Source organism: Acinetobacter sp. CWB-G5 (assembly GCF_019209785.1).
Taxonomy (GTDB): Bacteria; Pseudomonadota; Gammaproteobacteria; order Pseudomonadales; family Moraxellaceae; genus Acinetobacter; species Acinetobacter johnsonii.
This window is the reverse complement of sequence record NZ_JAHUTF010000017.1, coordinates 14,219-37,734: the sequence shown is the minus strand read 5'-3', so window position 1 is coordinate 37,734 and position 23,516 is coordinate 14,219. Positions and strand designations below refer to the sequence as shown.

Annotated in this window: 18 protein-coding genes; 9 read left to right on the top strand and 9 right to left on the bottom strand. The window is 41.8% G+C overall.

What is annotated here, in order from left to right; genetic code table 11:
* Window positions 1–16 precede the first annotated feature (16 nt).
* The 5 genes from KVY11_RS16075 to KVY11_RS16055 form a co-directional block, all read right to left on the bottom strand.
* Window positions 17–1,984 carry a TniQ family protein gene (locus KVY11_RS16075; RefSeq protein ID WP_218289504.1) on the bottom strand — a complete coding sequence of 656 codons (1,968 nt, stop codon included), beginning with the start codon at window positions 1,982–1,984 and terminating at the stop codon, window positions 17–19.
* Window positions 1,981–2,934 carry a TniB family NTP-binding protein gene (locus KVY11_RS16070; RefSeq protein WP_218289503.1) on the bottom strand — a complete coding sequence of 318 codons (954 nt, stop codon included), beginning with the start codon at window positions 2,932–2,934 and terminating at the stop codon, window positions 1,981–1,983. The genes KVY11_RS16075 and KVY11_RS16070 overlap by 4 nt, the downstream gene beginning before the upstream one ends.
* Window positions 2,924–4,801: a Mu transposase C-terminal domain-containing protein gene (locus KVY11_RS16065; protein WP_218289502.1), complete on the bottom strand. Its 1,878-nt coding sequence runs from the start codon at window positions 4,799–4,801 to the stop codon at window positions 2,924–2,926. Before KVY11_RS16065 ends, KVY11_RS16070 begins: the two co-directional genes overlap by 11 nt.
* Before the next feature lies 1 nt (window position 4,802).
* A complete protein-coding gene (locus KVY11_RS16060) occupies window positions 4,803–5,510 on the bottom strand; it encodes a hypothetical protein (protein ID WP_218289501.1) in 708 nt (235 codons plus the stop codon).
* A 252-nt stretch (window positions 5,511–5,762) separates the two neighbouring features.
* Window positions 5,763–6,032: a hypothetical protein gene (locus tag KVY11_RS16055; protein ID WP_065724934.1), complete on the bottom strand. Its 270-nt coding sequence runs from the start codon at window positions 6,030–6,032 to the stop codon at window positions 5,763–5,765.
* A 243-nt stretch (window positions 6,033–6,275) separates the two neighbouring features.
* On the opposite strand from KVY11_RS16055, the gene KVY11_RS16050 reads away from it, so the two are divergent.
* Window positions 6,276–7,172, top strand: a complete 897-nt coding sequence (locus KVY11_RS16050; RefSeq protein WP_218289500.1) for a hypothetical protein — start codon at window positions 6,276–6,278, stop codon at window positions 7,170–7,172.
* 264 nt (window positions 7,173–7,436) lie between these two features.
* Here KVY11_RS16050 and KVY11_RS16045 read toward each other — a convergent pair whose 3' ends face one another.
* The 3 genes from KVY11_RS16045 to KVY11_RS16035 all read right to left on the bottom strand — a co-directional run bounded on the left by KVY11_RS16045 (window position 7,437) and on the right by KVY11_RS16035 (window position 11,951).
* Window positions 7,437–8,720 carry a ribonucleotide-diphosphate reductase subunit beta gene (locus KVY11_RS16045; RefSeq protein ID WP_094148766.1) on the bottom strand — a complete coding sequence of 428 codons (1,284 nt, stop codon included), beginning with the start codon at window positions 8,718–8,720 and terminating at the stop codon, window positions 7,437–7,439.
* A 137-nt stretch (window positions 8,721–8,857) separates the two neighbouring features.
* On the bottom strand, window positions 8,858–8,995 hold the full coding sequence (locus KVY11_RS16040) for a hypothetical protein (protein ID WP_004695369.1): 138 nt from the start codon (window positions 8,993–8,995) through the stop codon (window positions 8,858–8,860).
* A 124-nt stretch (window positions 8,996–9,119) separates the two neighbouring features.
* Window positions 9,120–11,951: a ribonucleoside-diphosphate reductase subunit alpha gene (locus tag KVY11_RS16035; protein ID WP_004695373.1), complete on the bottom strand. Its 2,832-nt coding sequence runs from the start codon at window positions 11,949–11,951 to the stop codon at window positions 9,120–9,122.
* Window positions 11,952–12,546: 595 nt separating this feature from the next.
* Between KVY11_RS16035 and bfmR the strand changes: the two genes are divergently transcribed.
* Complete coding sequence (bfmR, locus tag KVY11_RS16030; RefSeq protein ID WP_004695375.1) at window positions 12,547–13,263, top strand: response regulator transcription factor BfmR; 717 nt, start codon at window positions 12,547–12,549, stop codon at window positions 13,261–13,263.
* Between the two features lie 36 nt (window positions 13,264–13,299).
* A complete protein-coding gene (gene bfmS / locus KVY11_RS16025) occupies window positions 13,300–14,964 on the top strand; it encodes a sensor histidine kinase BfmS (protein ID WP_126037631.1) in 1,665 nt (554 codons plus the stop codon).
* A gap of 48 nt (window positions 14,965–15,012) precedes the next feature.
* Here bfmS and KVY11_RS16020 read toward each other — a convergent pair whose 3' ends face one another.
* A complete protein-coding gene (locus KVY11_RS16020; protein WP_004695379.1) occupies window positions 15,013–15,369 on the bottom strand; it encodes a hypothetical protein in 357 nt (118 codons plus the stop codon).
* A 491-nt stretch (window positions 15,370–15,860) separates the two neighbouring features.
* On the opposite strand from KVY11_RS16020, the gene KVY11_RS16015 reads away from it, so the two are divergent.
* The 6 genes from KVY11_RS16015 to nuoG all read left to right on the top strand — a co-directional run bounded on the left by KVY11_RS16015 (window position 15,861) and on the right by nuoG (window position 23,514).
* Window positions 15,861–16,409, top strand: coding sequence for an NADH-quinone oxidoreductase subunit A (locus KVY11_RS16015; protein WP_004695380.1), 549 nt, complete (start codon window positions 15,861–15,863; stop codon window positions 16,407–16,409).
* 6 nt (window positions 16,410–16,415) lie between these two features.
* Window positions 16,416–17,093: an NADH-quinone oxidoreductase subunit B family protein gene (locus KVY11_RS16010; protein WP_004695382.1), complete on the top strand. Its 678-nt coding sequence runs from the start codon at window positions 16,416–16,418 to the stop codon at window positions 17,091–17,093.
* Window positions 17,094–17,181: 88 nt separating this feature from the next.
* Entirely contained in the window at window positions 17,182–18,969 is a 1,788-nt protein-coding gene (gene nuoC, locus KVY11_RS16005) for an NADH-quinone oxidoreductase subunit C/D (protein ID WP_010327357.1), read from the top strand.
* Window positions 18,970–18,983: 14 nt separating this feature from the next.
* Window positions 18,984–19,493: an NADH-quinone oxidoreductase subunit NuoE gene (nuoE, locus tag KVY11_RS16000; protein ID WP_004982912.1), complete on the top strand. Its 510-nt coding sequence runs from the start codon at window positions 18,984–18,986 to the stop codon at window positions 19,491–19,493.
* Window positions 19,490–20,821 (top strand): NADH-quinone oxidoreductase subunit NuoF, encoded by a 1,332-nt coding sequence (nuoF, locus tag KVY11_RS15995; protein WP_178928348.1) that lies wholly within the window; start codon window positions 19,490–19,492, stop codon window positions 20,819–20,821. Before nuoE ends, nuoF begins: the two co-directional genes overlap by 4 nt.
* 11 nt (window positions 20,822–20,832) lie before the next feature.
* Complete coding sequence (nuoG, locus tag KVY11_RS15990) at window positions 20,833–23,514, top strand: NADH-quinone oxidoreductase subunit NuoG (protein WP_218289499.1); 2,682 nt, start codon at window positions 20,833–20,835, stop codon at window positions 23,512–23,514.
* The last annotated feature ends 2 nt before the right edge of the window (window positions 23,515–23,516 follow it).

Below are 23,516 nucleotides of genomic sequence, written 5' to 3'. Positions count from 1 at the left end.
ACTTCAACAGAGCTTTCTATAAGTTTCTGCGCTTTATTCGTTGAACATCTGATCTCTTAAAAAGACGTATTGGAGTTCCTGTTCCAAGATAAATAGGTTGGATCAATCCCTGAGTGTGTAAATTGGTAATATGTGAGTGAGGCATACCTAGTAATTTACTGGCTTCAGCTCCTGTCATATAGGTTTCTTTCAACTTAATTACTTCATCGACATCTTTTTGCTGAACGAGTTTCCAATACACAAGATTTTCTATCGCCAAAAAACCAGATTTGCACCAATACTTACCTAACCAATTCACTGAGCAATTGAGTAGCTTTGCTGCTTGCTTAGTGGATATTGAGTTTTCACTCAGCAATTTATGCTTTAGCTGAAGTACAGATATTTTAGGAATTCTAATAGACAAAGGATAATTGGCATCTCTAATCAGAATATCTTTTTTAATCAAAATAGAAACTTTATTGGGACTAATGTTTAAGTGTTCTGCTGCTTCATTTAATGAGAAAAAATCTTGCTTTGTTTCTAGTTGGGTAGCATCTTTTTTAGGCCTGCCTGTGCGAGTTGGATATTGTGTTATTTCATCAAAATCATAATCTCTTAGATGATTAACGGAGCGCTTAAGATAGATATTTATTGGGGTGGCATCGATATGCGGACCTCGAATAGGAACAATCCCTATGCTTGCTAGTTTTTCAACAAAATTTGTAGGATTAAGGTTTAGCTTCTTTGCGAGTGTTGAGGCAAGAATATATTCGTTTTGGAAATTTTCTAGCTTTATAAAGGAATATCCTTTAGCTGCTTTTGCATCATTACAAAGTTGATCCAAATCGAACCATCCCATGTTTGTTAATTTTCGTGCAGTTTCGTAGTGTATATCGAGCTGTTGTGAAATTTCTTTTAAGTCTAATTGCTTAGGAGAAGAGAGAATCGCCTTCATACGGGGTTTTCGTAATAAAGGTTTATATTGGCTTACTGTTAGAAATTCTTCAATGAAATGGCTGGGGATGGTGCCATAGTAATGTTGACTCTCACCGAGTTTTAGAAAGTCTTGGTCAATCCAATGGTCGAGAGTTTTATGCGTAATGCCTAAAACAAGTTTTAATTCAGCCCTTGTTATATCAATAGTACAACCTTCATTACTAGGCGTATAAACACGACATTTGGCCTCTACTAAAGCTGCATAATTTTTAAAAAACCTGGAGTATTTCAAAAATGGGAGCAGTTGAATTCTAGGGTGTGCAAGTTTGATGCGTTGATTAACCAGTGTACTTAATCTATCAATGGACTGATTAGGATCATTAAAATATTCATACGTTATTTCTAACGCTACTTCAATGCTCATGGAGTTATCAAGCTTAGAAAAGCTAAGTATTGCTAGCCAGTATGCAGTGAAATTTTTAAAGAATTCATTTGAATCATGATTAAGAATTTCAACAAGCCATCTGATGGCTCGTATTGAAGAACATTTAATCTTAGGTGCATCTTGCAATAGCGCATGGCAATGATCGCACTTTGTCACTCCTGAGCTAAGCGATATTGAGTATCCACATTGATAACATTTATCGACAAGGAAAATAGAGTGTATTGGGCATGCATATAAGGGACGTAAAAGCCAAATTTTTTTTAAAAATGGCTGTTCTTTTATGCATTGTGGGCAATAAGAATAAGGGTAGTATTTTAGTAAATCTTCATGTAGTTCTATATTGCTCCATTTTCTCGCTGATCGGCTCGTGGGGCCAGTTTTTGCGAAAGCAAGACTTTGATGTTTTAGGTCAATATTAAGTAGTTGTAAGACATACTTAAAACGCGGAAGATCTGTTAGTCTACAATTTGGTGCACTTTTTGCTAAGAAGTGGCTCTGCTCTTTATTAATTAATCTCTCGATAGATGAATGTCTATTAAGCTCAGCAACTCTAGCTAAGAAGCTCTCTGCCGATTCGCCATCATAAGGAATGGGATGAATAAGAAGGTTGCTAACTAATGTCATGAGTACTCCTTTTTTAGAGTACTAGCTAGGCTTGATAAAGACATTTCAAAAGGATTAGTTATTTGTTTGCTGATAAATGATGTAATCCCTAGGTTCCAAGCCTGACTAAAGTCATTAATAGTTATGGTATTTCTATTTTCTGCCAAGGCAATTGCCATGCTTTCACGTATCAAGCTCATGACATAAGCATGATAGCCTTTTGTTGCTGTATATATTTGTACTCTCAATAGAAAGTTATCAAAATCTGGCGAAAACGAAATTTGAATTTCTGATGCCCTATGACTGACTTCTTTGAGAAAAGGGTAAAGGGTTCCTGGTGAGGTTTGAGTACCTAAAGTCAGAGGGTTTAATTGATAATGAAAAGGGAATCGTCGAGCGATTTGACTATCAATTTGAATGAGTTCGGCAAATTCAGGTAAACCAACGAGACAAAAGCTTATACCTGTTTCATTGACTAAGGTTTTAAGCCAATTACCCACTGTAATGTTTAAACGGGTAGATGTTGCTTTACGTTCAAATAAATGATGAAACTCATCAAGAAAAACGAGCTTGGTTTCACACTGTTGTAGTAAATAACCTAACCGATCTGTTAGGTAGGAGGTTGTGCCTGTGTGATGAGATGGATCCCCTAGCTTATGTAGCATTGTTATTGCCAAAGACTTCACAGTAGCTGGTGAAGGAACTTCAACATAGAATGCTGGAATAATCATTTTTTTACGATCTTTTTCTACTTTGATGGATCGTGGCATTTGACTCACAATCGTATTACATAGTGTTGTTTTCCCAAGGCCACCATTTGCCAGCAGCATACTTCCAATAGGTTCTTTGTACGCGATACTACGTTCGGTACATTGTCGAATTCCATTAAAGGCCTGCATGAATTCATCAGAAGTAATTACGATTTCGTTCAGCTGACTTATATGTTCATAGATAGATTGATTACTTATCATTTCTTTTCACCTTAAGTGAACCAAAACTTACAGCTGATTGTTGAGCATTCTGTTTGTGGGGAGTTGTTGTGAGTTCTTCGTTACTAGGGGGAGAAGTTAACTCGGACTCCAGTCGTGTAAGCTGTTTAGGTAGCTCAATTTTGAATTGTTTCAGTTTTGGTTTTTTACGGACAAGATCCTTTTGTATATCTTTCATAAGCTGATACAGATTATAAAGATCTGCGTATTTCCCCAGTCTTTGTCTATCGGATTCAGACATCAGTTTTTTACGCTTTTGAACTTCCAGATGGACACTGCGAGATAGGTTATACGTGTATTCAGGCTGAGTAGAGTCTGCTTGAATGACTAGATCCTTTTTATCTGGGTGTATGATATAAACTTTACTTAGGTCTAAATCATCAACAAGTACAGTAACTTTTTTGATGCCGTCAGCTTTCAATGTGGTGAGTGCATGTGAAAAGTAGCTAAGTCCATCAATAATCACTTGCCCATGATTGATATTTCGGTCAATAGGTCTTCGACAAATAATATCAGCATCGGTTTTAGTTAAAGATGCGGGCTTTGTATGCTCAATAGCATCTTGCCATGCAATAAGAGGGGCTCGTTTAGTAGTACTATGTATTGTTTGCTGATAAACCATTTTTATCCAAGAGTCGACGTATTCTTTAACCCTGTCTAATGTAAGACTAGCTTTGCTGGATGAATCATATTGTCCTCGTGCTGTAGGATTGGAGAATGTTGTACCTGGAAGTTTTTGCAGAATACCTTCTGTTAATGTGCTAAAAAAACGTTCAATATGAGGTTTGTTGTTTGGCGTCCCGATTTGCGATGGTGTGATAGTAATTGAGAGTTGTTTACATACACGTGCTAGAGCATTGTTTTTAAACTCAACACCATTATCTGGAATGATAATAGAAGGAATGCCACCAGGTAGATCTCGATCAGGGCGTGTAATCATGTCTTTGATTAAAGCTAAAGTTGTCAATGCACTAGGTGGAAACATACTGATGTAAGTCCCAACAATTGCACGTGTATATGTATCGATGGCACAGACCAGAAAAGGTCGTCCGAGTATTTGTCCAGTTTCAGGATCGATGACGATGATATCTAGATAATGGGTGTCGATTTCTACAGTATGTAAAGCAAATGAGGTTGGAGCACTTATACCAGCAGCTTGAAAATATTTGCGAGCGATACGACTTCCTTTCTTAACACGCATTTCAATATAAGGATCTAATTTTGCAATAGATCGCTGTATGGCTCTAAGGCTAGGTAAATATGTAGTTGGAATATTTTGTTCATTAAGCTTACATAATACGAAAGCCCTCACATCTTTGCTTGTTCGATGCTCTGGTTGTAGATATATCTCGGAAATAATCTGTTTGATGATTTGATAGACTTCCGGTGGGTATCTTAGCGTCTTATTACCTTTACCATGTTCGCTTAGGCTGAGAGCGTTATTGCTACTCATTCGATATTGAAAAATCCAGCGCGCAACAGTTCTTGCTGATGGTGGAGAGGCATCTTCAATTTCTAATGCAATTTCTTGAATAAGTTCTCGAAGTGGTTCAATAGAAGTGGGGGCTGTCAGTTTTGCTAGAGCAGTGAGTACATAGCGTTCTTTACGACGAATGGTTGAACAACTGTCTGGATTGATGAATAGCTTTTCTGGAGCGAAGACACATTGAATATCTCCAGCTTTATAGCGAGTTTCAAAGGTACTGGCGGAAATGGAAAATGGTTTTCCTCCTGCAATTGATGCATAGCGGATTACACCATAATTAGATGAGGTGATTTCAAATACATGTTCATGATCAGCAAAAGTGAATCGAAATCCAGGTTGAGGGATGAGTAATGGTTTTTCCATTTTAAACCTCCTCACCTGAATAATAAGTTTTGTGGCTGATTAATGTGATTAATTCATGAAAAAGTAAGTAGTCACCTAATCGGGGATCGAGGTCTGCTTGTTGTAGGGCTTGATATATTTGCTCGGAATGGCTGAATTTATGAGGCTTCAACGCTTCTGTTGCGAGTTCGAGTTCGTATTTTGTCCAAGAGCATGTATGACCTCGTTGATACCAATGTTGTAATTGTTGTAGGTCTTTATTTGATGGCAAGCTTTTCTGGTCAATCAGTCGAAATGCAATGTTTAGAGGATGTAGTAAGTTTGCTAACCTAAGAAATCTGTCTAGATCATTTACAGATAGAGTGGAGATATTAGGTTTAATTTCATGAACTTCATATTGGTTATTGATTGTTTTGACTAAGAAATCTGGGTAGCAGAATTCCTTTTCTCCAAGAGCGATTTTGAGAGATTGAGATCTAAAACATTTAACCTGTGGGTTTTTCTCAAGACAAATAGCATGTGCTAATTCAAGACGACTTTCGGTAGGAATGGAGCCTCCAGATTTTGCGCTGGGGAAAAGTGCAGTTCTTCGACCATAGCAGCCTTGGTAGATTTTCCTTTGACCATGGATTGTAGAGGCAAGATTCGGCTCTGCTTTAAAAGCATTATTAATTTGATTGAGAATAGATTGATGAGGATTGTGTTTATCATCAAAAGAAAAAGTGTACATAGAGTATTTCCAGTATGTATAGCCATTCATCCAATTTTTAGGGATGAGTTAATTCTTGCGTAAAAATACGCAAAACTTGACTGTTGGCTCTATACGGAAGATACTAGGATTCTCACATCTCTGTACTTTCACGTATAGAACCAACGGATCCGAAAGGGTCCGTTTTTTATTTGAGTAAAATTTTATGTCATGGCTTACTTCTCCTTATGTTGTTGGCTTTTAATCTGAGTAATCAGTAGTTTTTAAACTTTTCTATTTTTTAAGCTCTTGTTGCGTAATAGCAGCATTACGTTGTTTGACTAACCACTCCGCTACATCTTTGACTAGTGCATATTTCCCGCGACGGTTTTCAACAGAGAAGACAGGGATAGGTACAGTTTTTCTTGTAAGTGCTTTTCTGAATGCGTCAGTGGATCGATAGCCTAGAGCCACTCGTAATGCATCATCTGCAATCATCGGGCCATGGCGTTCAAAAAGCTCACGTTCAATGGTTTCTACACTAACTGGAGTGATGTGCTGCATTCCGGCTCTGTCCTAGCTTGTCCTAACAATATGATATAGACGGATGGAGAGTTATACTAGAAAGGCAAAATCTGTATTAACTTTACTCTATTAATAGTATTTAATTATATAATTTACAAAGACTAATTTAATTTAGGGTTCTGATTTAAAAAAGGGACTTATATGAGAGAGACGTGTCGTAAGAGGCGTGATGATATAGATATTGTGAGAGTAAAACTTTGGTACGAGGAGGTGAGATATAGGTTGTCATTAAAAACTTCTTATCAAGTTGAGAAGGCTATTGAACCAATGGCATTTGGGAAAAATGAATATGGAGATCCTTATCACAACAATAAGTGGTCAGGCTATGCCGTTGGACGGCATACACCTAATAAGCGATTAGTTGAATTGGTAGAACAACAACTACGCGGTACTTCTGAGGTGCTTAATAATATTCTTTGGGAAGCAATGCGTGGGCGCAAGGGAGTGGATTGGCTTATCAAGGAAGGGATAAGATATCTTCCATGGGAGGTTCAAAGGATTTTATATAAATACAATAAAGATGGATTATCTAACGAGTTGTTTTCTTTTTTATATACGAAAGAGCTTCAGAGACTTGAACGACTAGCTGGATTAGACTCTTTAGCTGCCTTGATTATTTTTTTACGTATTGCAGATAATAAAAACTACAGAACAGCTGCCTTCGATATAGGATGCTCAATATATCGAGTATTATTAATACTATGTACATTTCCGTACTATAGAGAGCACAACGCTGAGTTATTACAGTTGATGAAACGATATGTATTTCCATTAGCTCATGATGGAACTAAGTGCGTTGCAGTTGAAAATGAAGAGGGTTTTGCTTTAGAGGTTGAATATTTGAATAATGCTTTGCTGGAGTTGGAGCATGAAAGAGAAGGGCATCTGACCCAGAAGCAAAAAATACGCGTAATGCTAGATGTAATTCATGGCTTAGAAAGTTTTATACATAAATTAATCTTCGTTATTCCTTTTGAGATTAAAGATGAATCATCAGTCGATAATTTAGCCAATTTATTAGACATACAAAAAACAAAAAAATGGACAACAGAGTGCCTTAAGCGTGGTATTGCACCACTAAGTATTGACTCAGTTGAGTTTAGTCCCTTTAGCCATTAAGTTGAAAAAAGGCTGCAAGTTGAGTTGCAGCCTTTTTTACTATGGTGTCTATGACAACTTATGTGTCGTTCTTTGCCAACTTATGTGTCGCAAATGACAACATATGTGTCGCGTGACGCTAGATCTCTTATTGGGTATATATTGAAATTATCATCAATGATTATTTCTGTGTCTCTCGATAGTTTGACAAACCATGCGTCGTCTTATGACAAACAATGTGTCGTTTTTGACAAACCTTGTGTCGCATGACGGTGACGTTTTACCTTACCAGCTCAACGCACCGCCAGTTTGATAGTCTGTTACACGTGTTTCGAAGAAATTCTTCTCTTTACGCAAGTCCATCATTTCAGACATCCACTGGAACGGGTTGCTCACACCAGCAAACTGCTCAGGCAAACCTAACTGAGCTAAACGGCGGTTACAAATGAATTTCAAGTATTCTTCCATCATCGCAGCATTCATACCCAATACACCACGTGGCATAGTGTCACGCGCATATTCGATTTCAAGCATCGTACCTTCAAGAATCATTTGAACGATTTCTTCTTGGAATTCAGCAGTCCATAAGCTTGGGTTTTCGATCTTGATTTGGTTAATCATGTCGATACCAAAGTTCAAGTGCATCGACTCATCACGTAAAATGTATTGGAATTGCTCAGCAACACCATTCATCTTATTACGGCGGCCCATCGACAAGATTTGGCTGAAACCACAGTAGAAGAAGATCCCTTCAAGAACACAGTAGAACGCGATCAAGTTGCGCAGCAAAATTTGGTCGTTTTCAGGTGTACCAGTTTGGAAAGTAGGATCACTTAAAGACTGCGTATATTTCAAACCCCAAGCTGCTTTACGCGCAACTGATGGAACTTCGCGGTACATGTTGAAGACTTCGCCTTCATCCATACCTAAAGATTCGATACAGTATTGGTAAGCGTGAGTATGAATAGCTTCTTCAAATGCTTGGCGTAAAATGTACTGACGGCATTCAGGGTTGGTAATGTGACGGTAAATCGCCAACACCAAGTTGTTTGCAACCAATGAATCTGCTGTAGAGAAGAAACCAAGAGAGCGCATAACAATGGTACGTTCGTCTTCAGTTAAGCCATTTTCAGACTTCCAAAGCGCGATGTCATGGTTCATGTTGACTTCTTGTGGCATCCAGTGGTTTGCACAACCATCTAGATATTTTTGCCAAGCCCATTCGTATTTGAACGGTACAAGTTGGTTTAAGTCCGCACGACAGTTAATCATCGCTTTGTCGTCAACCTGTACACGTTGCGCACCCATTTCTAGTTCTTCTAGACCTGGAGCAACATCTAAGCTTTCTAAGGCGTTAGATGCTCTTGCCAACGGATCGGCTGAATTTGTTGATCGGCTTCGAGGGGTTGAAGCGGGTTGTGCAGTTGCCACATTCTTCTGTGGTTGCTCTGCAGCAGATACCATCTGCGGATTAGCCGCTTTTTGCGGTTCGACGGGCGCAGACTTGTGTTCAGGTGCAGCCGGTTTTTGCGAATCATCTTCGAAATCGTCCCAACTTAGGATAGACATATCAATTCTCTCTACGTTGCTTTATATCTTTTATCGACATCCAGCAGTGCTGAGATGTCTTACTATACGCTTAATTTGTGAAAGCAAAATTAAGTTTTGCCAATCATTGTTCTAAAACTGTGCATAGAACGTGACTCTCACGACTTATTTTGCTTTCGCTTTTTACTTTGGTTTGCTTTTACCCAAAAATAGGCAATCGGCATATAAAACAAAACCACAAAGGAAATCACCAAGGTCGCAAGACCTAACATATAGTTATGTGTCATATGGAGCATGGTGATTTCCTAGGTTGTCTTTAATTTTTTAATCTCCTTAAATCCTTCTTTTAAAAGAGGGACTTTCACACCTCAATAAGTTTGGTGTAATTCCCCTCCTTTTAGGAGGGGTTAGGGGAGGTTATTACTGACAAGCCTCACAGTCTGGATTGTCAATTGAACACGCCATTGGCACTGGAGCTGCTTGACCGAAGCCTTCATCTTCAGCAACCACTTCTGGTTTAACTTCCTGAGCAACTGCTGCAACAGGCGCTGCCGTTACAGTTGCAGGTTTTACTGCATTCAATGCACCCGTGTTAATGGTTGATTTCTCAGCAGAAGTTGCACCTAAAGCTCGGAGGTAATACGTCGTTTTCAGACCACGTAACCAAGCCATTTTATAGGTCAAGTCCAGTTTCTTACCGTTTGCACCAGAGATGTAAAGGTTTAAAGACTGCGCTTGATCGATCCATTTTTGACGACGTGATGCAGCATCCACAATCCAGCGTGGCTCAACTTCAAATGCCGTCGCGAAGATTGCTTTAAGCTCTTCAGGAATACGAGAAATCTTCTGAACCGAACCTTCAAAGTGTTTCAGGTCATTCACCATCACAGAGTCCCACAGACCACGGTCTTTCAACGCACGTACTAGGTACGGGTTGATTACTGTGAATTCACCTGATAGGTTCGATTTTACATATAAGTTTTGGAATGTTGGCTCAATCGACTGAGACACACCACAAATGTTTGAAATGGTTGCAGTCGGTGCAATGGCCATCACGTTTGAGTTACGCATACCGTCTTTTTGAACTTTGGCACGTAAAGTGTCCCAGTCCAAACGTTGAGTGCGGTCAACTTCAAACATACGCTCAGGACGTGTTTTAGCAACAAGGTCAAGCGAGTCAATTGGCAGGATACCTTGATCCCACAGTGAACCTTTGAATGTCTCATACGTACCACGTTCAACAGCCAAATCACTTGATGTTGAAATTGCGTAGTAGCTGATCACTTCCATCGATTCATCAGCAAAGTCTACTGCTGCATCAGAGCCATAAGCGAGTTGCATTTCATACAGCGCATCTTGGAAGCCCATGATACCCATACCCACTGGGCGGTGTTTCAAGTTCGAGTTTTTCGCTTGTGGCACAGCGTAGTAGTTAATGTCGATTACGTTATCGAGCATACGAACCGCTGTTTTTACTGTACGTGCAAGCTTTTCACGGTCTAACACACCACCTTGAACGTGTTGTACAAGGTTGATCGAACCTAAGTTACATACCGCAATTTCATCTTTGCTTGTGTTTAATGTGATTTCTGTACACAAGTTAGAAGAGTGAACTACGCCAACGTGTTGTTGTGGTGAACGTAAGTTACATACGTCTTTGAATGTGATCCACGGGTGACCAGTTTCAAACAACATCGACAGCATTTTGCGCCACAAATCTTTTGCACGAATTTTCTTGTGCAACATGTTTGTTTCTTTCGCAATCGCTTCGTAGTGTGCATAACGCTCAGCGAATTCTGCACCCATTAAGTCGTGTAGGTCTGGTGTTTCAGACGGCGTGAACAGTGTCCATTCAGCATCTTCAAAAACACGTTGCATGAACAAGTCAGGAACCCAATTCGCGGTGTTCATGTCATGCGTACGGCGACGGTCATCACCAGTGTTTTTACGTAGCTCTAGGAACTCTTCGATGTCTAAGTGCCAAGTTTCAAGGTATGCACACACGGCACCTTTACGCTTACCACCTTGGTTAACCGCAACAGCAGTATCGTTCGCCACTTTAAGGAATGGAACTACACCTTGTGATTTACCGTTTGTACCTTTGATATATGAGTTCAAGGCACGAACTGGCGTCCAGTCATTACCTAAACCGCCTGCCCATTTAGACAGCATTGCGTTATCACGCATCGCGCCATAAATGTCATACAGGTCATCATCAATCGTCGTTAAATAGCAGCTCGACAACTGTGGACGTAGCGTACCTGAGTTAAACAGGGTAGGCGTAGATGCCATGTAATCGAAGCTCGACAAGAGGTTGTAGAACTCGATTGCACGTTCTTCACGGTTTGCTTCGTTGAGTGAAAGACCCATCGAAACACGCATAAAGAATAATTGTGGCAATTCGAAACGTACGCCATCTGAGTGGATGAAGTAACGGTCAAATAATGTTTGTAGACCTAAGTACGTAAATTGGTTTGAACGCTCTGGTTGAATCGCTGCGGCCAATTTCGCAAGGTCAAAGTTGAGAAGTTCTGGTGAAAGTAGGTCTAGCTCAATACCTTTCTTCAGAAAAGTTTCTAAAGCATCGCCTTCAGCGGTGTCTTCAGACAAGCCAAGGAAAGTTAAACCAGTTGCGACCAATTCATCACGAAGTAGGCGAGCTGTCACGTAGGTATAGTTTGGTTCTTGTTCAATACGGGTACGTGTTGCCATCATCATCGTGGTTGCGATGTCAGACGCTTTTACACCGTTGTAAAGGTTTTTAATGGTTTCATCGATGATCGCTTGAACATTGATGCCTTCTAAACCTTCAGCCGCTTTTGTTACAGTCGCTTCAAGCTTACGCATGTCAAGCGGTTGAAGCTGACCATTCGCGTCAGTGATTTGTAAGGTTGGGTGATGGTTTTCACCTGCTTGTTTACGAGCATCAGCACGTTGATCGCGGTAGATGACATACGCACGAGCAACTTTCTGTTCACCTGTACGCATTAGCGCAAGTTCAACTTGGTCTTGGATTTCTTCGATGTGAATTGTACCGCCAGAAGGTAGGCGGCGACTGAACGTATTTAATACCATCTCGGTAAGTTGAGAAATACGATCGTGGATGCGGCTTGAGTCAGCACTTTGTTGGCCTTCAACAGCCAAAAATGCCTTACCAATGGCAACAGAGATTTTTTCTGCGTCAAAGCTGGCAACATCTCCAGTGCGTTTAATCACCTGAATTTGACCAGGGGTTGAATTCGATACGCTCATGCTAGCATAGCTCCATTTTGTCATCTATTTTTATGTCTATGGACCGTTTGAACTGGGCAATTTTTATGCCACAGTGTTTGAGGTTTAAACACAAGACCTAGTGGTTTAAAAATTAATTGAACACAAGATACGGGAAAATTCAGGGTAGATCAATATTGACATTTTATTAAATATTTTGATCGATCTGGTCTCGAAAAGATCTCAAAAAGATCCCTTTTTTATGATTCTTGTATTAAGCCTTATTAGACAAGGCGATAGCATAACAAAGCTCGGTTTAAGTGCTTATAGATAACATTGTGGATAAGTTCAAAACAGACGAATGAGTGAGTTATAAACTGTTCAAACAGTGACTTGGTATGAAAAATAGCCATTTTGTAAAGAAACGTTTCTTTTGCTTTGGTTGGATATACAGCAAACGCGAGAAAGCGCTCATTTGGAGGCTAAAAAAATGTATAACAAAATGCTACTTTGATGTATCAGTTTGGTGAACAAGATCTTGTTTACAATGTAAACGTGTGTATATTGCAAAATATATCAGAGCGTATCCCTTGGATTTTAAAGGATACGTTAAGTCGTCAAAATAAAGGGGCACTCCATGAGCCAAGAAGAAAAGTTACCAAAAATTTTAATCGTAGAAGACGATGAGCGTCTAGCTCGCTTAACTCAAGAATACCTAATCCGTAATGGTCTTGAGGTTGGGGTAGAACCCGATGGTAACCGTGCCATTCGCCGTATTATTGCAGAACAACCTGATATGGTGGTGTTAGATGTGATGCTTCCTGGTGCAGATGGTTTAACCATTTGCCGTGAAGTTCGTCCACATTATCACCAACCGATTTTGATGTTGACTGCACGTACCGAAGATATGGATCAAGTGCTTGGTCTAGAAATGGGTGCAGATGACTATGTGGCAAAACCAGTTCAGCCACGTGTTTTACTTGCACGTATTCGTGCTTTATTACGTCGTACTGACAAAGCGCCTGAAGATGAAGTTGCACAGCGTATCGAATTTGATGATCTGGTGATCGATAACGGTGGTCGTTCAGTGACTTTAAATGGTGAGTTGGTTGACTTTACCAGTGCTGAATATGACTTATTGTGGTTGCTGGCTTCAAATGCAGGACGCATTCTTTCTCGCGAAGACATTTTCGAGCGTTTACGTGGTATTGAATATGACGGTCAAGACCGTTCAATTGATGTGCGTATTTCGCGTATTCGTCCAAAAATTGGTGATGATCCTGAAAATCCAAAGCGTATTAAAACGGTACGTAGTAAAGGCTACTTATTTGTAAAAGAAACCAATGGTCTTTAAGCCGTTTATTTGATTCGTTAAAACGGGACATTTTTAGTGTTCAAACACAGTATATTCTTGCGTATCTATGCTGGGCTGGTAGTGCTAGTCGCTATTGTTGCCCTCATGGGATATTTGCTTGTACAAATTATTAACTATCAGCGAGTGCAAGAATATCGCGAGTCTTTGACGGACGGGATTTCCTTTATTATTAGTGAAGGTGTATCCCGTCAGACCAATGCACAGCAAAAAGCAGACTGGATTTCAGATGCTTCAGATTTGCTTGAGCTGCCGATTAATATGATCCCTGCCAATAAGGTTGATTTGAGTCGTGCAGAGTTAAAACGGATCAGTGAGCGTAAAGCGGCTGTGCGTTATGATGCGCAAACGCAAGTGGCGTACTTGATCATTGGTCTAAAAGATGATCCGAATCATTTACTGTATATTAAAGTAGATAAAATTGGTGAGCTGCAAATGAAAGCACTCCCGATTTTTATCCTAGATTATTTGGTGTATTACCCAGGTCAAGAAGAAGAGTACTTGGAAAAAGTACAGAAACATTTCTCTTATCCTGTGCAGATTGAAGAAGTACAAAATCTGGCTTTAGAGTCTGAGCAGATTGGTCGTTTGCGTTTAGATCATAGCGTGATCTTATATCGTGATAGTGCTTCTGTGCGTGGTACCACCATTTCTATTGTGTCTCCACCTTTACCAAGTTCACCGAGCAAGGTTTTGGTATTGGGGCCTGTGCCTATTTTCAACTGGATGCCGTTTCAGCTCGCAGCAGGGATTACCTTGTTGAGCCTGTTTGTACTCAGTTTGGGGGTGTATGGCTTGCTTGTACCGATGCAGCGTAAACTGCGCGAGGTCAATTACGGTTTAAACCGTATGAAAGCGGGTGACATGACCCTACGTTTGCCTGTCGATGGCACGGATGAAATGGCCAGTCTAGCCAATAGCTATAACAGCATGTCAGATCATATTCAGCGACTCATCGAGGCGCAGCGTGAGCTGATGCGTGCGGTCTCTCATGAACTTCGTACGCCCGTTGCTCGGATTCGTTTTGGTATGGAAATGTTGGCTGAAGAAGATGATTATGAATATCGTCTTCAGCAAGTCGATATGATTGATAAAGACATTGAGGCTTTAAATACCTTAATTGATGAAATCATGACCTACGCCAAGTTGGAGCAGGGCACACCATCACTCGATATTGAAAACATTGTATTGTTTGAAGTCTTAGATCAGGTGGTGGTTGAGACGGAAGCACTAAAAACCCAGAAAGAAATTCATTTAAATGCCCCTCCTTTAACTTTAAAGGTTGAAGCTGAGCGCCGTTATTTACACCGTGTGGTGCAGAACTTGGTTGGTAATGCGGTTCGTTATGGTGACCATCAGGTGCTGGTCAGTGGTGGTATTAATGACAGCGGTATGGCCTATGTTTGTGTTGAAGATGACGGGCCAGGTATTCCAGAAGACGAGCGAGAGCGCGTTTTTGAGGCCTTTGCACGTTTGGATGATAGCCGGACGCGAGCTTCGGGTGGCTATGGTTTAGGCTTGTCAATTGTGAGCCGAATTGCCTATTGGTTTGGTGGTAGCGTTAAAGTGGATCAGAGTCCAAGCCTCGGTGGTGCACGTTTTACTATGACATGGCCGGCACACCGCTTTAGTAAGTCTAAAAAGAAATATAGTGTCAAAGATAATACAGACTCAAAAAGTTAAGCATTAAAAAGCACCGAAATTCGGTGCTTTTTTATTTCTCATACTGACTTATTCTTGGATGCTGGCATCGGGAGAAATAATCTGTTTGCCTTGTTTTAGGCTTTCAAGCGCATCTGCATTAAAGTCAATCAATAATGAGTTATTTTGCGTATCTATGCCATAACGGCTAATGAGTTTTTGATCACCATTAATCGTTTCAATTTTATATTCATCCACAATATTCATAATGCCATCAAGGTTGGTGGTGGCTGAAGCTTTGTCTTGGCGAAAAAGTTCATAAATGTCGCGTAAATCAAAGATGGCATTATTGGCATCGGGGTGTTTACGAACATAAGTTTCAACATGGCGAATAAGCAACTGGGCAAATAAAAAATAGTTAGGTTTATGGGTGAATTCCAGACTCATGTGGTGCTCCTTATTCTTTGTTGTTGGTTGTTTATATCAATAGCACAAGAAAAAGCCAAGTGCATTAATTGATTGGGGTGATTTGCAAAAAAATACAAAAAATATGAGTGACTTAATCTACTTTTGTACTTTTTAAATAAGCAAAATGCTGCGGTTGCTGAGCTGAGTTTTTTAAACTGCTGATTGTGTGATTGTTATCGAAATAAGGCTGAAAAATGCTTTATAGGCTTTGTTTGAATGTCAAAATTTGGAAAAATAATAGAATAGTAGTGTTTTATTAGATAAAGCGATTGGTTTCGAAATAAAAGGGCTTTCATCGAAAAAATCTCAAAAAACGAAGAGAAATCATCCTAAAGACGAAGGTCTATAAGCTAGCAACTTACGTCAGCAATCGGGTACAATTGGCGGGATTAATTTTGTGTTTGGTGTATTTGAAGGCCAATACATGCATTCTTTGTTAATAAATTAGGCCTGCCAGGAGTTATCCCCGCATGAGTGCCATTACTCCATACGAATGGGCAATTATTGCCTTCGTGATCGGCGTTACATTTCTTTGCGTCTTTATGCTCACTGTCCCATTACTCCTTGGGGGTAAGTCATGGGGCCGTGCAAAGCAAGAGCAATTTGAATCAGGTGTGGTTGGTGCTGGTGGCGCACGTATCCGCCTGTCAGCAAAGTTCTATTTGGTTGCAATCTTCTTTGTCGTATTCGACTTAGAGGCGCTTTACCTTTACGCATGGGCTACATCGGTTCGTGAAGTGGGGTGGGTGGGTTTCACCACTGCAGCAGTATTTATTTTAGTTTTACTCGTTGGTTTGGTTTATGAGTTGTCTACTGGTGCGCTTAACTGGTCGCCTTCTGACAAACGTAAAGCAGCAGGGATTAAACCTAAAGTTGGTTCTCCAAATATGAATCTTGCAGAAATCACTCGCTTTAATTCAATTGAAGAGTTGGTTATGGACCCTACAGGTCAAATCCCAGCTCAATCATCTGGTCGTGTGAAAGATAAGTCACCGGCTAAATCGTCTGATAAGGAGTAACTCGGGATGAAATATACCTTAACCCGTGCGAATCCGGATGCTGATCAATATCCACTTCAAGAGCGTCAAATCGTAACGGATCCGCTTGAAGAAGAAGTGAATAAAAATGTGTTCATGACTCGTTTAGAGGACGTGGCACATACAGCAGTGAACTGGGGTCGTAAGAACTCAGTTTGGCCGTTTAACTTTGGTACATCTTGCTGCTACGTAGAGTATGCAACGACTTTAACAGGCGTGCATGATTTGTCGCGTTTCGGTGCCGAAGTAATCCGTGCTTCACCTCGTCAGGCTGACTTGATGATTGTTGCAGGTACATGTTTCGTCAAAATGGCTCCAGTTATTCAACGTTTATATGAACAAATGTTGGAACCGAAGTGGGTTATTTCAATGGGCGCATGTGCAAACTCTGGCGGTATGTACGATATTTATTCAGTTGTACAAGGTGTGGATAAAATCATCCCAGTCGATGTTTATATTCCAGGTTGCCCACCCCGTCCAGAAGCATTAATCCAAGCATTAATGTTGTTACAAGACCAAATTCAATTAGAGCGCCGTCCACTTTCTGCCGTGATTGGTGATGATCTTAAGCCAGTGTATAAGCCAAAGATGATGCCAGAACGTGACCGTAAGAATGCTGAACGTATTGCAGTGAAAAACTTACGCTCTATGGATGAAATTAAATAATTTAAACGACAGTTGTTTTGATGCACCCGGTCTGGGTGTAGTTGTCGTTTAGGTTGAATGAATTTGTATTAAATAGGAAGCCAAGCCAATGGCTGAAACTGAAAACGCTATGCCAGAGTCAGCGCAAGTTGATTCACGCCCAGCATTTGCAATTGTAGAAGAGCTCAAAACCAAATTTGGCGAGAACTTCTATGTGCAAACGACTTTTGAAGACTTTCCAACGGTCTGGGTTGAGCGCGCGCGCGTACAAGAAGTTTTAATGTTCTTGCGTACAGTGTCACGTCCATACGTGATGTTGTTTGACTTGTCTGCGGTAGATGAACGTTTACGTACACACCGCGACGGTTTGCCTGCGTCTGACTTTACTGTGTTCTATCACTTATTATCGCTTGAGCGTAATAGTGATATTCGTATCAAAGTTGCATTGAGTGAAAATGATGTAAATCTTCCAACTGCAACCAATATTTGGCCAAATGCCAACTGGTACGAACGTGAAGCTTACGATATGTTCGGGATCAATTTCGAAGGGCATCCAATGCTCCGTCGTATTTTGTTGCCAACCTATTGGGAAGGTCACCCACTTCGTAAAGAATACTCTGCACGTGCCACTGAATATACGCCGTATATGCAAAACCAAGCGAAGCAGGATTACGAACAGGAACACCTTCGTTTCGTACCTGAAGATTGGGGTATGAAGCGCGGTAATGACGACGAAGACTTCATGTTCTTGAACTTAGGTCCGAACCACCCATCTGCGCACGGTGCGTTCCGTGTAATCTTGCAGTTGGATGGTGAAGAAGTGAAAGACTGTGTGCCTGATATCGGCTATCACCACCGTGGTGTGGAAAAGATGGCTGAACGTCAAACTTGGCATTCATTCATTCCTTATACCGACCGTGTCGACTACTTAGGTGGTTGTGCGCAAAACATGCCTTATGTGATGGGTGTGGAGCAAATGGCGGGTATTACTGTACCTGACCGCGCGCAATGTATCCGTGTCATGATGTCTGAATTGTTCCGTATCAATAACCACTTATTGTATATCGGTACTGCGATTCAAGATGCCGGCGGTATGACACCAGTCTTCTACATGTTTGCGGATCGTCAAAAAATCTATGACGCGATTGAAGCGATCACGGGTTATCGTATGCACCCAGCATGGTTCCGTATTGGTGGTACAGCGCATGACTTGCCAAACAACTGGCAGCATCTGATTCGTGAAATCCTAGATTGGATGCCGAAGCGTATGAACGAATACTACACAGCAGCGCTTAAAAACTCTGTATTTGTAGGCCGTACGCGTAACGTAGCTCAATATGACGCGAAATCTGCGTTAGCTTGGGGTGTAACTGGTACAGGTCTACGTGCAACAGGTATTGACTTCGACGTTCGTAAATATCGTCCATACAGTGGCTATGAAAACTACGACTTCGATGTGCCACTTGAGTACGAAGGCGATGCGTATGCGCGTGTTCTTGTTCACTTCCGTGAAATTGAAGAATCACTCAAAATCGTGAAGCAATGTTTAGATAACATGCCTTCTGGTGCATACAAAGCAGATCATCCATTGGCTGTCCCACCACCAAAAGACAAGACTTTACAAGACATTGAAACCTTGATTACGCACTTCTTAAGCGTATCTTGGGGTCCTGTAATGCCTGCAGGTGAAGCATCTGTAATGGCGGAAGTGGTCAAAGGTGCGTCGAATTACTACTTGACTTCAGACAAGTCAACGATGAGTTATCGTACCCGTATTCGTACACCGACTTTCACGCATTTACAGCAAATGCCTTCTGTGATTAACGGCAGTCTGGTATCTGACTTGATCATTTATTTAGCGACAATTGACGTCGTTATGGCTGACGTGGATCGCTAAGGGGTAAACGCATTATGATGATTTTGACTGATAAAAAGCCACGCGTGAATGTTGAAGGGATTTTGACTGCGGACGAAATCCACGAAATTGAACATCACATTGGTCACTATCCGTACCCACGTGCAGCATCTTTGGATGCTTTGAAGTGTGTACAACGCCGTAATGGCTGGGTAGATGACGCGCAGCTAAACGCCATTGCTCAGTTATTGACAATCAGTGTTGCTGATTTGGAAGGTGTTGCAACTTTCTATAACCGTATTTACCGTCAACCCGTGGGTCGTAACGTCATTTTACTTTGTGACTCGATCGCATGCTTCTTGATGGGTGCGGAAACTTTAGCAGAAGCTTTTCAGCGCGAGTTAGGCATTCAGTTTGGTCAAACGACTGCTGATGGTCGTTTTACTTTGCTGCCGATTTGCTGCTTAGGTAACTGTGATAAAGGCCCAACCTTAATGGTGAATGAAGACACTCACGGTTTGGTTGAAGTTTCTTCAGTGAAACAGTTATTGGAGAAGTATGTATGAATACCGAACCAAAACCAATTTATGGCGAAGGTAACCCAGAAACGCATCCATTAACTTGGCGTTTGAGTAAGCAAGAGCACGTTCGTAATGCAGATGATTACGAAGCGCTTGAAGGTTACGCGGGTCTGAAAAAAGCAATCACTATGCCGCCGAAAGATGTGCTTGAAGTGATTAAAGCTGCGACCGTAAAAGGCCGTGGTGGTGCAGGCTTCCCAGCAGGGATCAAATGGTCTTTGATGGCGCCAAATGATAACTCAGGTCCACGTTACCTGATTTGTAATGCCGATGAGATGGAACCAGGGACCTTTAAAGACCGTTTGTTGATGGAAAAACTTCCTCACCAATTGATTGAAGGGATGTTGATTGCAGCGTATACGCTAGAAGCAACCCATGGTTATATCTTCATTCGTGGTGAGTACATTGAAGCAGCTGCGTACTTAAATGAAGCGCTTGAGCAAGTTCGTGCCAAAGGTTACTTAGGTGAAAACATTCTTGGAACGGGCTGGAGCTTCGAGTTGCATGTGCACACCGGTGCGGGTCGTTATATCTGTGGTGAAGAGACCGCATTGATCAACTCGCTTGAAGGTCGCCGTGCAAACCCACGTACGAAACCACCATTCCCACAAGTTGCAGGTGCTTGGGGTCGTCCTACGATTGTTAACAACGTAGAGACCTACAACAACCTACCAGCAATCATGTTACGTGGTCCTGAATGGTATATCGGTTTATCTGCGGGTAAGTCGAAAGATCCAGGCACAAAAATCTATGGTGCATCTGGCAAGGTGAAATTCCCAGGTCTTTGGGAGCTTCCATTTGGTACAACTGCGCGTGAAGTCATTGAAGACTATGCGGGCGGTATGCGTGATGGCTTAAAGCTTAAAGCATGGTTACCGGGTGGTGCGTCTACAGACTTCTTGGCTGCTGAACACATTGATCTACCGATGGATGCTGAGAGCATCATGAAAGCAGGTTCACGTTTAGGTACGTGTTTGCTGATGGTGGTGGATGAAACGCAATGTATGGTTTCAGCGACTCGTAACTTAGAAGAATTTTTTGCACGTGAGTCATGTGGTTTCTGTACGCCTTGTCGTGATGGTTTACCGTGGGCGGTGAAAGCACTGAAAGCATTGGAAGATGGTACAGGTAAGAAAGAAGATATCGATCACTTACAAGAACTTACTCGTAAGCTTTGGATTGGTAAGACTTTCTGTGCGCATGCTCCAGGTGCAATGGAACCGTTGATGGGTGCACTCAAATATTTCCGTGGCGAGTTTGAAGCAAAAGTAGTGAATGCTGCTGCGCAAACTAGCAACGTAGAACAAGCTTAAGGAATTCGACTATGGCTACAATTCATGTCGATGGCAAATCGTACGAAGTCAATGGCTCAGAGAACTTGCTGCAAGCATGTTTGTCTTTGGGTATTGATATCCCGTACTTTTGTTGGCATCCATCCTTAGGTTCTGTCGGTTCTTGCCGTCAATGTGCCGTGACTCAATACGCGAATCCTGAAGATACGCGTGGCCGTTTAGTCATGTCATGTATGACACCTGCATCTGACAATACCTACATCTCGATTGAAGACAAAGAAGCGAAAGACTTCCGTGCGTCAATTGTTGAGTTCTTGATGACGAATCACCCACACGACTGTCCAGTCTGTGAAGAAGGTGGGCACTGTCATTTACAAGATATGACCGTGATGACTCAACACGACCGTCGTCGTTACCGTTTCACTAAACGTACACACTACAACCAAGAGCTGGGCTCATTCATTTCACACGAAATGAACCGTTGTATCGCATGTTACCGTTGTGTTCGTTACTACAACGACTATGCGGGTGGTACTGACTTTGGTGTGTATGCAAGCGCGTCACGTGTTTACTTTGGTCGTCCTGAGTCAGGCACTTTAGAGTCTGAATTCTCGGGTAACTTAACTGAAGTATGTCCTACAGGTGTATTCACTGACAAAACTCACTCAGAACGTTATAACCGTAAGTGGGACATGCAGTATGCGCCAAGCGTATGTCAAGGCTGTTCTTCGGGTTGTAACATTTCTCCGGGTGAGCGTTATGGCGAACTTCGTCGTGTCGAAAACCGTTTTAACGGCGAAGTAAACCAATACTTCTTGTGTGATAAAGGTCGTTTTGGTACAGGTTATGTGAACCGTGCAGATCGTCCACGTCAACCGCAGTTCCGTGATGGTGCTGAAGCAACTACAGTTTCTGTAGATCAGGCATTAGATACGGTAATTGCAAATATCCAAGGCAAAAAAGTTTTGGGTATTGGTTCTCCACGTGCATCACTTGAGTCGAACTTCGCGCTTCGCGAATTAGTTGGTCAAGAGAACTATTCAACAGGTATGTCTCAAAAAGAGCAAAACTTGGTTGAATTGGCTGCATCGATTATGCAAACCGAAGGTGTATATAACCCAGGTATGCGTGAAATCGAAAGCTATGATGCTGTGCTTATTTTGGGTGAAGACTTAACACAAACTGCGCCACGTATGGCTTTGTCTGTTCGTCAAGCGGCGAAAAACAAAGCCAAAGAAATGGCTGCGGAACGTCGTACTCAAGACTGGTTAGCAGAGCCGCTACAACGTATTGCTCAAGATGCGAAATCACCGATTTTCATCCTCGCTGCAACACAAACACGCTTAGCTGATGTTGCTGCAGGTGAGGTGGTTGCTTCTCCAAACGACATCGCTCGTTTAGGTTTTGCCGTTGCTTCGGCTGTAAAAGGTGATGCAATTCTTGGTCTAGCGGATGATGCGAAAGCATTTGCTCAGAACATTGCAGATACATTGAAAGCGGCGAAGAAACCACTGATCATTTCAGGTACAAGTTTACAAGACGCATCAATCATGGAAGCTGCTGCACAAGTTGCGCAAAACCTTGGTGGAAATGCTGGCTTAACCTTGACGGTTCCTGAAGTCAACTCTATGGGCTTAGCAATCTTCGGTGGCCAAAGCTTAGAACAAGCGTTTGCACAAGACTATGACACGGTTGTGATCGTTGAAAATGATCTATTCCGTCGTTTGCCAGCGGTACAAGTTGAAGCAGCACTTTCTGGTAAAGACGTGATTGTTTTAGATCACTCTGAAACTGAAACTGTGAAGAAAGCGGATATCATACTTTCTGCTGCGTCATTTGCTGAAGGTGATGGTACGGTTGTCTCTCAAGAGGGCCGTGCACAACGTTTCTACCAAGTGTATGACCCGAGCTACTACAAACCTGAACTGGCGATCAAAGAATCTTGGCGCTGGTTACATGCTATTGAAACAGGCGTGAAGGGCAAAGCGATTTCTTGGACCTTGCTTGATGATGTAATCGAGTCAGTTGCGAAAAATGTACCTGCACTTGCTGCGATTCAAGATGTAGCTCCAGATGCGGGCTTCCGTGTCCATGGTTTGAAAGTTGCGCGTGAACCGCGTCGTTACTCTGGTCGTACCTCTATGCGTGCACCATTGAACGTGCATGAACCGAAACAACCGACAGATATCGACTCTGCATTAACATTCTCTATGGAAGGTTATGTTGGGAACCAGACGCCGTCTCCACTTGTACCATTTGCATGGTCAGCAGGTTGGAACTCACCACAAGCTTGGAACAAATTCCAAGATAACGTGGGTGGTCACTTAAAAGGTGGTGATTCGGGTGTGCGTTTATTCGATCGTTTAGCGAAGCGTCCAGCACGTACTTTCGTTGCTCCAGCGGTTGTGGTTGCAAACCCTGAAAGCTTCCGTTTAGTGCCAATGCATCACATTTTTGCTTCTGGTGAATTTACTGTGAAAACACCTGCAATGGAATCGCGTATTCCTGAAGCGGTCTTTGCAGTGGGTGAGCAAGATGCAACTCGTTTGAATGTTCAAGATGGTCAAAAAATCACTGTGAAATCAGGTGAGACTTCGATCGTACTTCCAGTTCAAGTGATTGATTATTTACCTACAGGTTATATTGGTTATCCAGTTGGTCTTGCACCTACGGTTTCACTTGCTGAGCCTGTATCAGTCGCGGTAGGAGCGTAATT

Excerpts from the sequence above, each read along its gene's own strand:
- KVY11_RS16075 (WP_218289504.1), bottom strand. The coding sequence starts at position 1,984 with ATGACATTAGTTAGCAACCTTCTTATTCATCCCATTCCTTATGATGGC.
- KVY11_RS16070 (WP_218289503.1), bottom strand. The coding sequence starts at position 2,934 with ATGATAAGTAATCAATCTATCTATGAACATATAAGTCAGCTGAACGAA.
- KVY11_RS16065 (WP_218289502.1), bottom strand. The coding sequence starts at position 4,801 with ATGGAAAAACCATTACTCATCCCTCAACCTGGATTTCGATTCACTTTT.
- KVY11_RS16060 (WP_218289501.1), bottom strand. The coding sequence starts at position 5,510 with ATGTACACTTTTTCTTTTGATGATAAACACAATCCTCATCAATCTATT.
- KVY11_RS16055 (WP_065724934.1), bottom strand. The coding sequence starts at position 6,032 with ATGCAGCACATCACTCCAGTTAGTGTAGAAACCATTGAACGTGAGCTT.
- KVY11_RS16045 (WP_094148766.1), bottom strand. The coding sequence starts at position 8,720 with ATGTCTATCCTAAGTTGGGACGATTTCGAAGATGATTCGCAAAAACCG.
- KVY11_RS16040 (WP_004695369.1), bottom strand. The coding sequence starts at position 8,995 with ATGCTCCATATGACACATAACTATATGTTAGGTCTTGCGACCTTGGTG.
- KVY11_RS16035 (WP_004695373.1), bottom strand. The coding sequence starts at position 11,951 with ATGAGCGTATCGAATTCAACCCCTGGTCAAATTCAGGTGATTAAACGC.
- bfmR (WP_004695375.1), top strand. The coding sequence starts at position 12,547 with ATGAGCCAAGAAGAAAAGTTACCAAAAATTTTAATCGTAGAAGACGAT.
- KVY11_RS16020 (WP_004695379.1), bottom strand. The coding sequence starts at position 15,369 with ATGAGTCTGGAATTCACCCATAAACCTAACTATTTTTTATTTGCCCAG.
- KVY11_RS16015 (WP_004695380.1), top strand. The coding sequence starts at position 15,861 with ATGAGTGCCATTACTCCATACGAATGGGCAATTATTGCCTTCGTGATC.
- KVY11_RS16010 (WP_004695382.1), top strand. The coding sequence starts at position 16,416 with ATGAAATATACCTTAACCCGTGCGAATCCGGATGCTGATCAATATCCA.
- nuoC (WP_010327357.1), top strand. The coding sequence starts at position 17,182 with ATGGCTGAAACTGAAAACGCTATGCCAGAGTCAGCGCAAGTTGATTCA.
- nuoE (WP_004982912.1), top strand. The coding sequence starts at position 18,984 with ATGATGATTTTGACTGATAAAAAGCCACGCGTGAATGTTGAAGGGATT.
- nuoF (WP_178928348.1), top strand. The coding sequence starts at position 19,490 with ATGAATACCGAACCAAAACCAATTTATGGCGAAGGTAACCCAGAAACG.
- nuoG (WP_218289499.1), top strand. The coding sequence starts at position 20,833 with ATGGCTACAATTCATGTCGATGGCAAATCGTACGAAGTCAATGGCTCA.